Source organism: Exiguobacterium sp. OS-77 (assembly GCF_000414195.2).
Lineage (GTDB): Bacteria > Bacillota > Bacilli > Exiguobacteriales > Exiguobacteriaceae > Exiguobacterium_A > Exiguobacterium_A indicum.
Map to the genome: position 1 here is coordinate 1,895,878 of NZ_DF239008.1, position 15,869 is coordinate 1,911,746.

Below are 15,869 nucleotides of genomic sequence, written 5' to 3' on the forward strand. Positions count from 1 at the left end.
TGTGTAAGCGTTTACCTTCTCATTCTACCTGTCATTTGACCTATTCTGCAACCGTCAACTTGACCAATTTAAACGATAACTTCGCTTGACATTCAGTCTATCAAACTCAACGCTTTTTGACGATGTCAGGAATTAACATCGTCCTTGTAGACGTAGACGGCAACGAGATCAATCAAGACATGGATGATGATCAGCGGCCAGAGTGTCTCGAGCGCTAGATACAAGTAGCCGAACCCCGCCCCGATCAGCCCCGTCACGAGAATCGCGAACCACCCTTGATAACGATGGGCGACCCCGAACAAGATGGCCCCGATCCAGACAAAGCTAACGTCTGAAAACGGTAAAAATAATCCGAGCGTATGAAAGAGAAACCCGCGATAGATCAACTCTTCCGTCACTCCTGCCATCAGCGCGACCATTTGGAACCCCGTTCGCTCCTCTTTCGTTCGCGGTAAAATCAGTCGTTCCGCTTCACTTTGATAAAGCGGCAACAAACGTTTGCGAAACGCTGGAACGGTCGCTGTCAAAAGCAAGACGATACAAAGCAAGACAAGCAGTCCGATTGTCGCGTACCAAACCGGACCACTTGGGACAAAAAACGTCAAACCGATTTCCGGCAACCGTGTGCCGCTAATCAGCGTGCCACCGACGAGCAACAGACATAAGATGCCGCTCGACTGGACCATCGAGGGGTAGAATTCCTTGCGAGGAACGATCGTCAAATCGACTGGTCGGACCGCTGCGATGATCGAAAGGACGACGAGCAATCCGAGTAAAAATCCATTTAGGAAGAGATACATGACTTCGACTCCTTTTTTGATTCCACACTCCCGTCACAGAAAGTGCTATTAGACCCTACTAAAATATGATACCATTCAGTGGAATCCTATACAGAGGAGAGAACAACATGCGAAAAGTTTTTCGAATCAGCATCTTGTTCGTACTGTTCGCCCTCATCGTCAGTAGTTTCATCTACTGGCAAAATCGGGAACGTGTTCAAAATGAAATGTATCGTACGTATTATGGACAGCATGGCGTACCTGCCGAGAACATCGACATCTACGAACAAGCCGCGGCACGTTACGGCATCGACTGGAAGCTCCTCGCCTCCATTCATCGCGTCGAGACGATCTTCTCAAACTCGTCAGCGATGCAATCGTCCGTTGGCGCCATCGGCCCGTTCCAATTCATGCCGAAAACATGGGTCGGTTGGGGATACAAAGGCGGCACGTCGCTCGGTGACATCGAGCATGACGGCATCGACGTCACGGATCCGGAAGCCATCAAAAAATATGGTGGTCTCGGAGTCGACGCGGACGGCGACGGCAAAGCTGACCCAACGAGTCTCGTCGACAGCGCCCACACGGCAGCGAAATACCTGAAACAACACGATGTTACGAAGACATCGGACCGAGACACGCTCGCGACAGCACTGTTTGAATACAATCGCAGTGAACAATATGTTTCTGACGTGCTCGCCCAATATGATCGTTACCAGCAACACGTCGAGGCGATCGATGCGAACGACCTCGATCTCAAGAAGAAGACACTCGCGTTCTTCCTTCGCATCAGCTCACGTTTGACCAATTAAAAGGAGGCACCACCCATGACACCAGCCGATTCTTCCGAACTCTTGATTGAGGAATCGTCGATCCGCGTCCAGACGACGTTTGATCGAGACAAGACGAAACGCTATTTACGCAGCTACATCTTTGACGACATCGCAGAAGGTACGCACGTCGCCGCTTTAATCTACACACCACGGACGACGGACGCCTTTCTCTCTGGAACGACGACACAACGTGCGTACAATTTGATGAAGAAATATGTCAGTGATCCTGTTAAGCAATATGACATCATCAGTTTGATGCCGGACCTGCTCGTCAGCGAGGATCTGCCGTTCGCGCAAGCGAGCTTCGATGAGACGAACTATGAGTTCGTCGCAAAGACACTTGCTGAAGTCAAAGCGAAAAATGGCGTCGTCCTCTGTGGCTGGGGATCGCCTGGTCGACTGATGCACCATTTACCGGCTTACGAGGATCTATTCAATGAATATGCCGACATCTTGTACTGCTCCGGCATTACGAACAAAGGCGAACCGAACCATCTGCGCTTGACGATGGACGATAGCCCGATGATCACGTACAACGACATGAAACAAAAAGCGAAAAAATTGCGTCGTAAATGACGCAATGGACCCTTCCATAACGGCAAGGGTCTTTTTTTGAAACATTTTCCATCAACTTCGCGTATAATCAAAGTCTACATATTACATAGCAAGGAAGGTCATACGATGCCATTTTGGGATGAAGAATTACAGGAAGAACTCGTTGAAGCGTTCATGACACTGATTGAACGAAACGACCATCCTGATTTCCTCGACTCCTATGCGTATTACCTCATGGAAGTCTTGACGAACAACCCGGAGTTGTTAGAACAGAAACGAGCCGACGTCACGGCCTTGATCCTCAGTAAAGAGGATGATCTCGATGCAGAAGATATATTGTCTCGGATCGACGATGAGGAAGAGTTATGACCTAAACCATAAAGCCAGTATTCCTCGTCCATACGGATGACGAATACTGGCTTTTTCGCATGCCTATACAATCGTTTAAGACAACATCAACTCAAGCAGACAGTCGACGAGATCCTTCTCGAGTTCGAGTGCTTGCAACTGGTGCATCATGTTGACCGGGTCGAGCTTTTGTGACAGCAGACGGTACAAACGATCCTTCAAATCATAGCTGATTTCCGCTTGGTCGAGGAACGCATACAACCGGTCCATCTTGTTCTCGTTCGTCGAGATTTCGACTTGGAGTGACAACGTGATCGTATCGGTCACTTCACCGAGTTCGACGCGAAGGGACTGCGTCGCATGATCATAGACACCGGTGACACTCTCTCCGTCGCGCTGAACGTATCCTTCACGGACTCCACGTAAGATCAACGTAATCGACCGGTTTTCCGGTAGTAAGTCTCGATGTCCGGTTGGTGCCGCAATCGTCAACTCACGTGCGCCCCAGTCGAGCGCAAACGTCGTCTCGACATTGACGCCGTCGCGGTGCGCAACACCCGTGCTATCGTCTTCAAATAATGTAAACCGATTCGATGCTCCCGGGAAGACGACGACTTCGAGATCCTCTGGATTATGCAGGGCATTCGACTGTTCGAGATGACGACCAAGTGGAACGATCGCACCGGCTTTTGCGAGTACGCCTTGATCTTCGAGGTAACGGAACAGACGGATCTGTTTGCCGCCACGGTACCGGTGACCATTGAAGAAATCAAACCATTCCCCTTCTGGTAACCACGCTGTCGTCGCCGTCATGTGCAGTTTCCGGTGCATTGGTGTGACCATCGGCGCGACGATCAGTTCTGTTCCGAAGTAGAACTGGTTCGGGACATTGTATGCCTGATCGTCTTCCGGATGCTCATAATACATCGGTGAGACGAGTGGCAAGCCGTCAAAGTGATTGCGGGCATTCATCGTGTAGATGTACGGCACGAGTTGGTGTCGGAGTCGTAAATAGTTCTTCATGACGTTCGCCGCATCGGTCGAATAACGCCATGGTTCTTTCCCGTTGAAGATGCTCATCGTACTGTGCAGGCGCATGATCGGACTAAAGACACCGTACTGGAGCCAACGTGTCGATAACTCGTCATCCTTCTCCCCGCGTTGGTGACCACCGATGTCATGGCTCCACCATCCATAACCGATGTTCGACGCCGTCGCCGTGAAGTACGGCTGGAATTGAAGTGATGCCCACGAGATGATCGTATCGCCTGAGAAACCAACCGGATAACGATGACTTCCGGGTCCCGCGTAACGCGAGAAGATCAACGGTCGATTGCCGTCGCGAGCGATATCAAGCGCGTGATAATGATTGAGCATCCAGAGCGGATCAAGCCCTTTCATCTTCGAGTTCGCGCCCTGTTGCCAGTCGATCCACCAGAAGTCGACGCCATCTGCCTCGTGCGGATGATGCAGCTTCGTAAAGTAGTTCTCGATGAACGTCCGGTCCGAGAAATCAAACGGGATCCGGACATCCGATTCGGGATCGACGCCCATCGCGACCGCCATCGCCTCGTAGGCTTCTTCAAACCCACGCACACCGTCCGCCGGGTGCAAGTTGAGCGTTACCATCCGGTCGTCATCCTTCAACCATTGTAAGAATCCGCGTGGATCCGGGAATAGATCACGGTTCCACGTATAGCCCGTCCAGCCGCTCCCGTACCGTTCCGGGATATCGGTGACGTGCCAGTCCATATCGATGACACTGACCGAGAACGGAATGTCTTCTGTCTTGAAGCGCGTCATCAAATCCTTGTATTCCTTCTCACTATAACGCCAGTAGCGACTCCACCAGTTGCCGAGTACCTGACGTGGTAACATCGGCGTCGGTCCTGTCAGGTGGTAGAAGTCACGCAGTGCCTGTTTGTAGTCGTGACCGTATCCGAAGTAATAGATGTCATGCGTACCGGAGCGTCGCGGTTCGACGAAGTGGTCTTCCGTCAGGACGAAGGCGTTCGAGTCGTCGATCGCCGCGTAACCTTGTCGTGAAAGAATCCCTTCTTCGAGTGGGATGACGCCGTCCGCATGATCAAGCGTCCGTGCCGTTCCTTTTAACGTCCGGAGCGGTCCGCCGAACGTATAGCGGCTGTAGTAGGTACTGAAGTTCCCTAAGACATCGATATAGAGTGTGTTCGCAGCGAACGGTCCCTTCGTATAATGCAGATGGACGTGCTCGGTGATGATTTGCAATTCTTCCTCGTTTTCGACGATGCGGTAAGCAGGTACCGGGAAATCACGATTGAAGACCGTTTGGGTCGGTCGATCCTCGAACTGTCCATCCGCCGCGTACTCGAGTCGAATCATGCGACTCGTCAAGACCGTGAAACGGTAGACATCTCCTTGGATGATGGCGTCTGGTCGTGCTTGTGGTTTCATGTCGCGCGTGTAGAAATGGGATTCATCAATTGTTCGCATACGGGTTCGGGACTTACGCCCCTTTCACTTCCTTCCAGGCTAAGTAGTGTGCAACCGATTACACATCTAGTGTATAAGAGTTCATGTTCCCACTTCAAGGAAGAATGAACCAAAAAAACGTCCCGCACCTGAAAATCGATGCGGAACGTTGCGTCATAATAAGGGTGAAATCAAGCGCGAGAGCGACTCAAAAATGCGGAAGCGGAGCGGACGTTTGACGTAATCGTTCGATGATAACTGAATCGAGACATCGAAATCAGCGATGAAGTCACGCTCGAGCTGTTCCGTACTTTCTGTGTCATACAGGAACGCCATTAGTTCATAATTGAGGACAAAACTGCGAATGTCCATGTTTGCCGTCCCGACGGCACCGATTTTCCCGTCGACGAGAAACAGTTTGGCATGGATGAAGTGACGGTTGTACGTGTAAATCTTGACGCCGTCCTTCAGAAGTGGTCCGAAGTAGGACCGGGTCCCGTAATAAGACGTAAAACTGTCGCCTTTCCCCGGCGTCAGGATGCGGACGTCGAGTCCGGCACGTGCCGCGAGTCGGAGTAGCGTCATCGTCTCATTGTCCGGAATCAAGTACGGTGTCGCAATCCAGATCGAACGTTGCGCTGCGATGATCGCGGCAATCAACGCATTGCGAATCGCGGGGTCCTTTGAGGTCGGTCCGCTCGTGACGATTTGAATCGCCCCGTCTGACGCCACATCATGTTTCGGGAAGTACTGGTGGATTGACTCATCCCCCGCAAACGTCTCCCATGTGTCATCCGATTCGATTTGGGCATAGATCCAGTCGTCGAGGAACGTCGCTTGTAATTCTTTGACGGCACGTCCTTCGAGCCGCAAATGCGTATCACGCCAAAACCCGAACTTCTTACTCTTGCCGTCGTACTCATCCCCTACGTTCAATCCGCCGGTGAAGCCAACTTTTCCATCAACGACGACGATTTTTCGGTGATTGCGGAAGTTTGCCGTGAAGATGAACAAGGGACTCGAGATTGGATCATAGGCTGCGATATGCGCTCCAGCGTCGCGTAGCGGGCGCAGGAAGTTCTCACCGAGCATATAGCTTCCGAGTCCGTCATACATGAACCGCACCGTTACTCCGGCTTCGAGTCGTTCCATCAACGCTTCACGGATTACCTTGCCTGTCTCATCGTTCCGATAAATGTAGTACTGGATGTGGACATGATGCTGCGCTTGACGAATCGCGTCAAGAATCGCTGGGAACGTCTCTTCCCCGTTCGTCAGGATTTCACTTGCTGTATGAACGTCCACCCCGCCGCCACCGAAGTTACGAATCGTGTTCGCAAGCTTCAAGTGATTCGGTGGCAACTCACTGACAGCAAGCGACCGAACTGGACGAATCGCTTGCTTGAGCAATTTCCGTTCGTCATGCGAACGACGATTCCGACGGCGACGCCGTGGATTCCGACCGAACATCAACCAGATGATGACTCCGAGAATTGGTAAGAAAATCAGAACGAGGAACCAAGCGATCGTTGATTCTGCTGTCCGGTTTTCGATGAAAATGATCATGATGACGGCGAGCGGCACGACCGTCGCTGAAATCGTTAAGACATAAAATAAATAGCCGAGTTGATATAGTCCCCAAATGATGCCACCGGCGACTAAAAATACGAGTGCGAATTGTAAAATCCGGTTGCGCACAGATTTTCCTCCTTCAATTAACATACCTTCACTAGTATTCTTTCCCCATTCACTATGAAAATATAACAAAAAAGAGAAACCGCAGATACGGTTTCTCGAAAGATTGACCTCTTATAAAAATGTTTCTTCGTACATCTCGCGACCAGGAATTGGATCATTCAATGACGTCCAGTCCGTTTCGTCTGCTTGGACGAGACACGCATCGAATAGCGCTTCGAGCTTCTCTTGTTCTAGTCCGATACCGATCAAGACGAGTTCGGTCCGTCGATCCTCATCTGATGCAAAACGACCAGCGTATTCCATGTTCGACGCATATCCTGCCTGATGGAACAGCAATGCCATCTCGGGACGTGTCGCAAGGAATAAGAATCCCTTCGCCCGGACGACTTCTTGCGGCCAGTCTTCGATCAAGGCAAGCAAACGCTCCGGGTGGAACGGCACGTCGCGCTTGTAGACGAACGAGCTGATCCCATACTCTTCCGTTTCCGGAATATGTTCTTCCGCATTCAACTCACGGATCCAACCAGCACTCGCTGCCGCTTGTTCAAAATCAAATAGATCAACATCTAAGATGTCTGCCGGATCGACTTGACCATACGTCGTCTCGATCAAACGGGCAACTGGATTTAATGCCTTTAGATAACCGATGACGGTATGGCGCTCTTCCGGTGTCAGGCGATCGACTTTATTCAAGACGATGATGTCCGCGAACTCGACTTGATCGACGAGTAGATCGACGACTTCGCGCACGTCTGTTTCATCGACTGCCTGTTTCCGCTCAATCAACGATTCACCAGACTCGAAGTCCTTCAGAAAACGATATCCATCGATGACCGTGACCATCGCGTTGATTTTCGTGACTTGTGATAAGTCGATGGCACTGTCCGGATCTTCGTACGTAAAAGTCTGTGCGACCGGAATCGGTTCCGAGATACCACTCGACTCGATGACGATACCGTCAATATCGCCTTGGTCGACGAGGCGTTTGACTTCAAGTAATAAATCGTCACGTAACGTGCAGCAAATGCACCCGTTCGAAAGTGTGACGAACGACTCTTCCGTCCGCGAGAACCCGCCTTGCTCAATCAATGCCGCGTCAATGTTGACCTCACTCATGTCGTTGACGATGATCGCGAGGCGGCGCCCTTCGCGATTATGTAGTAAATGGTTCAATAGTGTCGTTTTACCGGATCCAAGATATCCAGATAAAACGGTGATCGATATCGGTTGCATCATCATTCATCTCCTAAAACGTAATCGTTACGTTTTATAGAGTAACCGACTTTTCACCTGACGTCAATCGTAATGATTTCGATTTATTTTGTTCCCTAAAAAAAAGCCGATAAGCATCGACTCAAGGAGTAGACCGGTCTGACTCCAAAAAAATGACGCATCTTCTCACGCCCTTTCCTCAGGCGAGACACAAGCCAGTTTTCCTGCTTCCTTCAAGCAGGAAAGCGGGTCTTGTTTGTCTCTGATAGCGCATAATGCGCTTTTTCCTGTAGGAGTGGCGTGTGACGCGTCATTTTTTGTAGATACTGGCTTTAGAGTCAGCTCCGTCAGATATTCCGAAGCACAAGAAAAAAACGTTTTTTAGCTCGGAATCGCTTTCTAGGGAAATACAAGCAGAAGCGACCCTGCAACGAAGTGAAGCGGTGCGATGCTTGTCCCAGGAAAACGATTCGAGCGAAACGAAAAAGCGTAACCTTACTACTGACTTTGAATCGGTAAATCCCATGTTGTACCAATCAAATCCGTGATCCGCTCCGCTGCCTCGTGCGAAAACCCGGCAATCGTGTAATGATTTGTATCCGCAATCACATGATACATCCCGTTCGGTAAACTATCGGCGAACGCAGCGTGAGCCGCATTGATTTGTTCGGTCAATGCTGGATTTAACCAACTTTCTGGCATACCACCCGCCCAGTTCGAAGCGGACAGGACGAGGACCGGCTGTGTCACGTCTTCAAGCAACGAAAGAATCAGCTGATTGTTCTCCTCGACCGTTTGCCATTCGTCGAGCGTCCCCCGCCAATGTCCAGGTGCTGCAAAATGCCGCCACATCGGTAATTGATCGGCTTCCGGTAAGACACTGAACATCTTTTTGCCGAGACGATCAGGAATCATCCAGGCGATCGGTCGGACGTGACTAAGGAAATAGAGGAATCGATTCCACTCCTCTTGTGTTCGTTCGTACCAGTTCGGTAATGCCTCGTCGACATCGGGATGCGAGGGATCGAGCAAGACGATGCCGCGTGTCTCGTCTGCAAACAATCGTCCACTTGCGAGCGAGATATAGGCTCCGAGCGAGTGCCCGATGAAGACATACGGTCCTTCGACACGAAGCATCCGTAAGACGTCCGCGAGCTCATCCGCTTGATGAGAGAAGAGCCGTTTATTTTTGCCACGACTCGACCGCCCATATCCGAGACGCGAATATTCAAAGACCCGTCCCCGCTTCAACAATTCGGTCCGTAGCCAGCCCCACTGGTGTCGATTCGACATCATTCCGTGGTCGAGGACGAAGGTGACGTCCCCACTTCCCGTCAGCCGGGTATCAAAGCGACCGGCTGATGTTTCAACGATATATTCCATACACTATCCCTACTTCCATTCATTCAAATAACGAGATCTCTAGCTCGTACCCAAGGATGTTCAAGTAATCAAATAACTGGGATCGATGATGATAGAGATGCACGGCTGCTTCGATTGCCCAGCCGTTCATCGAGTCGGTAACGCCCCAGTACGTCGGACGCGTCGTAAATCCGGTCGTGACTTTCTTCTGATAGATAGAAAACGCACGATTGATTCGTTCATTTAACTGATCGCGCGGGACCGGTTCCGTATAAAACGCCTGCATTGCTTCAGCCGTCGCCCCTTCTGCTAGCATCAAATCGGCTTCAAGTAACACAGCGAGATGGACAGCGACTTCACCGACGGTCCGTTTCCCGGGGATTGGTCGCGCGTCCCAATCCTGCACCTCGATTTTCTCAAATAATGCTTTCGACGTCTTTACACCAACACCGACATGGCGAATGAGGGCATGTTCCCAGTCAGTCATGCGCATTCTTCCAAGCGATTGCGCGGTGTTCGAGTTCCTTGACGAACGCATCCTTGCCGGCGATATAGGCTTCGATATCAAGCGGATATGTCGTTGCTAATTGTTCCTTTAATGCTCCGTAAGCAGCGGCTTCTTCTGGATGGGTACGTAAGTAATCCCGAAAGACGAGATGACGCATGATTTCTGGATTTCCTGCCGCATAGAGATGGATGTGATGCGTCCGTTCGTCTCCACCTTTTCGATAGTACCGACGCCCCGGCATCCCGAATTCACCCTTCGCTTCGTAACCGAGCGCTTCCATCCGTCCGTCGAACTGCTCAATTCCCTCGAGTGTATCGACGACGGGTAAGATATCGATGATCGGTTTTGCAGCGAGTCCCGGAACTGATGTACTTCCCATATGATGGATCTGCTTAAGACGTGCTCCGAACACCTCTCGTAACTGATCCGCTTCTCGTGAGTATTCACTCGCCCATTCTGATTGATACGGTAACACAATGACTTGTCGCATGGTCGTTTCCCCCTCTCAATTCAGTATGCCAGTTTTTGGGGTAAAACAAAACGACCATCCATTTTGGAGGTCGTTAATGTTAGAGAGTCGTTAATCCGTTAAATAATCATACAGTTTCGCAGGTCCACCAAGTCGAAGATCAGCGATGATATGCTGGGCATCGACGATCTTCCGAACAGGGAAGTCAGCGAGTGGTGCCATGACATGTTCGAATAACTGAAGTCGCGCCGGTCCACGGTATGCTTCTTTAATCTCAAGATCCGTGATTTGACTCCGCGTCAGTTCGGAGATGATCAACTCGCCTTGATAACCGCGATGCTGTTTGAGCATGAACTGCGGCGCACCGACAATCGATTGTGCCTCTTCGACCGCCATCGGAACATACTTGTATCCCATCGTCGCTTGGGCAACGCGGAGCGAATGATAGTCAAGCGTTCCAACGAGTACATCATTGTCGAGATAAAGCCGGGGTGAACCATACTTCTTCGGAAACGCAGCCACTTCACGACCAGAAGCGATCGCCGGCTGATTGTTGACATACATCGAGAGATAAAACTCACCGACTTCTTCTTGATACCGAACCGGAATGACTTGCCCGCACTCGAGATAACTCCCAAGACCTGTGCTATCCGGCATATTAATGATCTCAAATTTGATCTGATTGCTCAGCACCTCAAGCGGTTCCGGAACGACTGCTTGTAACGCTTCGATGTCCGTCTCATAGATGATGTTCAAGTATTCCCGATTTCGAAAGAAGATATCGACTGCCGGAAAGACCGGTGCATTAATCGGCGTCGCGACGACGTTCTTTACATCGTTCTGTCTCATCTGAATCCCCCCTTTATGAGTTCAACAATGCGTCAAAACGTGCGACACTTGTTTCAAAATCAGGAACTGTCTTCGCTGCTTGCGCTTCTTCGACGATTTCTTGAATGAGTGAGTTGAATGGCGTTTTGATATCGTATGTGTTGCCATACATCGTGACGATCCCATTGATGAAACGAATTTCGGTCGGTTGCCCTTTTTGTAAGTCCTGCAACATACTCGCTTCTAAGTCACGCGACCCGTACATCAATTGTGGCACGGTGCACAATTTTTCATCGATATCGTCTAGTGTTGCGTAAGCTGCCGGCTCAAACGTACTCATCGGTGCGAATGTGATGCCGTGGGCGTGACCGACTTCAACGACTTCCTGCATCGTATGAATCGCTGCTCGTAACAAGACCGGATGATCGAGAACGTCGCCATACGTACCGTTACACGCAGCGGATAACCCACTGAACGTACTATTGATGACGAGTTTTGACCATTTCGTTCCCGGTAGATTATCAGAAATCTCCGTCCCACCGATGTGATCAAGGATTTCCTTCAAGTGAATGATTCGGTCCGTCTTCTTGCCGTCCAGTTCACCGATTTGCATCGCATACGTCTTGAAGTGCTCGTAATCCGATGTCAGACGTGACTCACCTGGTCCGACGTATGTCGCTCCGAACTCGACGGATCCCGCGATGATGCGTTCGCGTGGAATCTGTTGTTGAATGAATTCTTCCGGTACACCGTTTTGCAAGGAGACGAGAATACCGTCTTCCTTCAAGATCGTCCGGACTTTCGCTAGGACCGGTTCATTGTAGACCTGTTTCGTCAGCAACAATACGATATCGTACATCTCCGTAATGTCATCCGGATGCATCGCCTGGACGGCTTGCGTCAAATCTGGTCCAATGACATGCGCGCCTGTTGTGTTCAGCGCTTCGATATGTGCGCGATTCGTATCAATCAAATCGACATCCTCATACTGTTGACTTAAATAAGCTCCCATGATGGTTCCTAGTGATCCTGCTCCGTAAATTCCGATTTTCATATCTATCACCTCTGGTATTTACGATATACTGGTTTCATCATAAACAGAAATATATATATTTATATATTTTAATAACCTATAGGTTATGTTGGGAGGATATCATGGAACTCTTACATTTGAATTATTTTCGTCACGTCGCGGAGGAATTGAACGTGACGCGTGCTGCCGAACGATTATTCATCAGTCAGCCTGCCCTTAGTACGACGATCAAAAAACTGGAGCGTGAATTGAACACGACGTTATTTCATCGAAAAGGCAGAACGATCAGCTTGACCGACAATGGACGACTTCTACTGCAGTCGGTCGAAAAAATCGAACACGAGCTAACACGGGTCCAGGAAAGAATGATACGAAATGATGCCTCTACCGAAACGCCACTTAGTCTTGCCAGTTCGCATGGTCGCTTCATCCAATTGATTCTACGAGAATTTCTCTTGCCGCAGACGGCGCCCTTGTTCAATTCGGACATCCTCTCGAACCGCGACATTTTAAGCGGTCTGCTTCATCAAGAATTCCATTTCTCGATTAGCTTTATGGAACTCAAGCACCCGCTCATTACGAGCGAACCGATCGTGGAAGAGGAGATTGTCATCACCTATCCTGCTTCCTATTCAGAGAAAGAAGCGATCACGGCGCTCTATGCGGACGCAACGGAGACTGCCTTTTTATTTCCCTCTCACAATAAGGATTACAACCGCTTCATCCAATTGAAGATGGCGGAACTAAACATCTATGCCGATACCTCGCACTATATTGATGACGTCTCACTGCAACTCGCCTTACGCCAGCAACGGTATTTCAGCTTCGTTCCCGTCTCCGTCTGTCGCGAGATGGGACTTCCCTTCATCACAGACGATGTGTTTACCATTACGTCACGACTCTACATGTCGCACGCGACGAATCAATTAACAGTCGAGCAAGCAACCATCTACGAACGCATTAAACGATTTCTACTCTCACAACGCACATATCTAGCCAAATAGAAACGGATGCCTGCATATGCAGACATCCGTGTGAGATATTACTTCGTGATGAAGTAGCGTGACTGATCGAGATGATCTTTCGCTGTATAGATGTTGAGTTTGTACGAGCCGTTCGTCAATGCCTTACGCATCTTCAAGACATAGTTCCCGTGCTGATCCGCCACGTCTTGAGCGATCAATTGATAACCAGCTTCTGTTTTTTGGTAGAGGCGGACGATTTGTCGTTTTTCGACTTTACCTGTCAACGTCTTTTTGCCTGACCATTTTTTGACCGGATACGTGTTCTTGATCGTGAACGACGCCTTTTTCGTGATCTTGTTCGAGATGTCTGTCGACTTGACCGTGTACGTACCTGTCGTTAGACCGTTCTTGACCGCAATCTTGAAGCCGTTTGCCGTCGTTTTCGCTTTCGCGATCTTCGTTGATCCTTTATAGAGCGTCACGTCAAGACCTTCCGTTGCTTTACCGCGGAGGACCGTTGAACCGTAGACTGCTGACTTTTTATCGATCGCTGGTGTCGCAACGACACCTGTGCCGACTGTGACGTTCGTTTCTGTCTTCATGAAGCTGAGTTCAGAGACGATCGTCAACTTGTCACGCAATTTGAGCGGACGTGTTCCGACTTCGTATTGACCCGCTTCGTTTGCTGTTGCTGTTCCAAGGACTTTTTCGCCAAGTTTGACTGTGACTTTCGCACCTGGAACGGCTTGACCAGTAACGACTTTTGCACCCGGTTTAACTGCTTTTGCCGAGACCGTGAAGTCTTTCATCGGAACGTTCATATTGAATTTAAGGAACGTACCTGTCTCACCTGGACGTGTTTCACCTGTGTTCGTGATGCCTTCATACCGCTTGACGTACGGTGCAGCTGCAACCGCTGAATCAAAGCTGACCGTCGTCGGCTTACTTGCGACGAGTGACCAGTTGTCATCGGCTTTATAATCAACCGGTTGTTTCGCTTTGATGAAGTCCGAAATGACATTACGTGTTTCGTAGGCTGATTTGTAGACGATATTCTTTCCGCCACCAAGACCTGGGAACGTCGCACTGCCTGCGCGGTAGTTGTTCGTCGCGACAAGGAATTCTTGATCGTCTGCGATCGCTTTACCTTGATACTTGATATTTTGGACGCGATTTGCGTCTTTATTGACAACGACACCGTTATAGTCAAACTTCGCTGGTTTCGTGATGTCGATTTCATACGTCAATCCATCGAGGATATCAAAGTTATAGCTACGGAATTCTTTGTTCAACAAGTTCGTTTGCTCACCGCCGACTTGGTTGAACTGACCAGCTGACATTTCGAGCCAGTCTTTGACGTCAGCACCGGTTACTTTGACGACTTCGAGTGTATTCGGATAAACATAGAGATCGGCGACGTTCTTGAGTGCGATTGGTCCTTTTTTGATCAACGTGTAATCGGATGCGTTGACTTGGTTACGACCACCTGTCTTGAATGGTGCACCAGCAGACAACAACGGGAGATCTTTATATTTCGCAAGATCGGCATTTTCTTTGAGTTGTTTCTCGACATACCATTTCTGAGCGTTCGTTACGAACTGAACTGAATCATCGTCTTGCGCGAGAGCGAAGAAGCTCTGGATATCATCATTGATCGTCCCGACTTCTTGACGAATGTAAGCGAGCGTTCCTTCATGTGCTTTTTCGATCAATTTGACAGCACCGGCATCTGCTGTCGTGTCTTTCGTCACGTCCGCTAGTTTCGCACCTGACGTATCAACGACCCATTTCCCGTCGACTTGCTTCAACTCAAGATCGATGACACCGACGTTTTTCCCTTGTGTGTTTGCCATGACGACCGGCTTGCCATTGATCAGACCGTTCGTTGCATCAACGTTCGGCAGTTTGTTGAACGCTGAATCGGCTGCTGGGAACTTCCCGTGCTGATGACCTGTCATCAAGACATCGATGTCTGCGACTTTCGTTAACGCGTAGCCGACGTTCTCATCGCCATCTTTTTGATCCGTCGTATCCCCGATACCTGTGTGTGCGAGTGCAACGACGACGTCTGCGCCAGCATCTTTTAATTTTTTCGCTGTTGCTTTAGCAGTCGGGATGATATCTTCAGCCGTGACTTTCCCCGTCAGGTTCCCCGCATCCCATGCCATGATTTGTGGCGTGACGACTCCGAACACACCCACCTTGACTGTTTTCATATCACCGTTCTGGTCCTTGACTTGACGTTCGATGATTTGATAGTCTTTTCCATCTTTGTTGTAGTCCGCGACGATTGGCTTTTTCGTGACTGCATCCAATACGTTCGAGTTGACGAACTTGATTGAACCGCTCGAAGCACTCATCGCTGACTTGAGGAAATCAAGACCGAAGTTGAATTCATGGTTTCCGAGCGTGACCGCATCATAACCGAGGTATTCCATCAATTCGTACATCGGATGTTTGCCTTTGTTTCCTTTGTCGTACTGGTTCTTGACGTAATCACCGAATGGCGTTCCTTGAAGTGTATCTCCGTTATCGAACAAGAAGCTATTCGTAACGCCCACTTCAGCTTGTTGCTTTTTGATGACTGTAGCCGCTTTGACGAGACCAATCGTTTCGTCCTGCGCATCCTTGAAGTAATCGTAGTTCATTGAGTTCGTATGTAAATCCGTTGTTTCTAAGAAGCGTAACTTGACGACACTGTTGTCGGCAGCAAGTGTCTTGACTTGAACGACTGGTACAAGCATCGGTGCGATCAATGTCGACGCGATGACGAGTTTCGTTGCTTTTTTCATATGGATTTTCCCCCCAGGATGTTTTGACTGCTTCAT

14 protein-coding genes are annotated in these 15,869 nt (G+C 49.7%); 4 read left to right on the top strand and 10 right to left on the bottom strand.

Features of this window, described 5'->3' with window-relative positions; genetic code table 11:
- Positions 1-125 precede the first annotated feature (125 nt).
- The gene (locus tag EXG77_RS09820) at positions 126-800 is read right to left on the bottom strand and encodes a CPBP family intramembrane glutamic endopeptidase (protein WP_052017160.1); all 675 of its coding nucleotides are present in this window, start codon (positions 798-800) and stop codon (positions 126-128) included.
- A 107-nt stretch (positions 801-907) separates the two neighbouring features.
- Here EXG77_RS09820 and EXG77_RS09825 point away from each other — a divergent pair, with 107 nt between their 5' ends.
- From EXG77_RS09825 to EXG77_RS09835, 3 genes are all read left to right on the top strand, one after another.
- A complete protein-coding gene (locus tag EXG77_RS09825; protein ID WP_035397942.1) occupies positions 908-1,591 on the top strand; it encodes a lytic transglycosylase domain-containing protein in 684 nt (227 codons plus the stop codon).
- Between the two features lie 15 nt (positions 1,592-1,606).
- Positions 1,607-2,188, top strand: a complete 582-nt coding sequence (locus EXG77_RS09830; RefSeq protein WP_035397944.1) for a DUF1643 domain-containing protein — start codon at positions 1,607-1,609, stop codon at positions 2,186-2,188.
- Positions 2,189-2,293: 105 nt separating this feature from the next.
- Positions 2,294-2,536, top strand: a complete 243-nt coding sequence (locus EXG77_RS09835; protein WP_035397946.1) for a hypothetical protein — start codon at positions 2,294-2,296, stop codon at positions 2,534-2,536.
- A gap of 75 nt (positions 2,537-2,611) precedes the next feature.
- On the opposite strand, the gene EXG77_RS09840 is transcribed toward EXG77_RS09835, so the two are convergent.
- The 8 genes from EXG77_RS09840 to EXG77_RS09875 all read right to left on the bottom strand — a co-directional run bounded on the left by EXG77_RS09840 (position 2,612) and on the right by EXG77_RS09875 (position 12,097).
- Positions 2,612-4,987: a glycoside hydrolase family 31 protein gene (locus EXG77_RS09840; RefSeq protein WP_035397948.1), complete on the bottom strand. Its 2,376-nt coding sequence runs from the start codon at positions 4,985-4,987 to the stop codon at positions 2,612-2,614.
- 153 nt (positions 4,988-5,140) lie between these two features.
- Entirely contained in the window at positions 5,141-6,664 is a 1,524-nt protein-coding gene (locus EXG77_RS09845) for a cardiolipin synthase (protein WP_035397950.1), read from the bottom strand.
- Positions 6,665-6,775: 111 nt separating this feature from the next.
- Positions 6,776-7,897, bottom strand: a complete 1,122-nt coding sequence (locus tag EXG77_RS09850) for a GTP-binding protein (RefSeq protein ID WP_035398631.1) — start codon at positions 7,895-7,897, stop codon at positions 6,776-6,778.
- Positions 7,898-8,374: 477 nt separating this feature from the next.
- Positions 8,375-9,259 (bottom strand): alpha/beta fold hydrolase, encoded by an 885-nt coding sequence (locus tag EXG77_RS09855; RefSeq protein WP_035397953.1) that lies wholly within the window; start codon positions 9,257-9,259, stop codon positions 8,375-8,377.
- Between the two features lie 19 nt (positions 9,260-9,278).
- Positions 9,279-9,725, bottom strand: coding sequence for a DinB family protein (locus EXG77_RS09860; RefSeq protein WP_035397955.1), 447 nt, complete (start codon positions 9,723-9,725; stop codon positions 9,279-9,281).
- Complete coding sequence (locus EXG77_RS09865; RefSeq protein WP_023467904.1) at positions 9,718-10,236, bottom strand: GrpB family protein; 519 nt, start codon at positions 10,234-10,236, stop codon at positions 9,718-9,720. The genes EXG77_RS09860 and EXG77_RS09865 overlap by 8 nt, the downstream gene beginning before the upstream one ends.
- Positions 10,237-10,326: 90 nt before the next feature.
- The gene (locus EXG77_RS09870; protein ID WP_035397958.1) at positions 10,327-11,064 is read right to left on the bottom strand and encodes an acetoacetate decarboxylase; all 738 of its coding nucleotides are present in this window, start codon (positions 11,062-11,064) and stop codon (positions 10,327-10,329) included.
- A gap of 13 nt (positions 11,065-11,077) precedes the next feature.
- Entirely contained in the window at positions 11,078-12,097 is a 1,020-nt protein-coding gene (locus tag EXG77_RS09875; protein ID WP_035397960.1) for a ketopantoate reductase family protein, read from the bottom strand.
- Positions 12,098-12,198: 101 nt separating this feature from the next.
- Here EXG77_RS09875 and EXG77_RS09880 point away from each other — a divergent pair, with 101 nt between their 5' ends.
- Positions 12,199-13,080, top strand: coding sequence for a LysR family transcriptional regulator (locus EXG77_RS09880; protein ID WP_052017161.1), 882 nt, complete (start codon positions 12,199-12,201; stop codon positions 13,078-13,080).
- A gap of 38 nt (positions 13,081-13,118) precedes the next feature.
- Here the strand turns inward: EXG77_RS09880 and EXG77_RS09885 are convergent, their stop codons facing one another.
- Positions 13,119-15,833, bottom strand: coding sequence for a bifunctional 2',3'-cyclic-nucleotide 2'-phosphodiesterase/3'-nucleotidase (locus tag EXG77_RS09885; protein ID WP_035397961.1), 2,715 nt, complete (start codon positions 15,831-15,833; stop codon positions 13,119-13,121).
- Between the last annotated feature and the right edge of the window lie 36 nt (positions 15,834-15,869).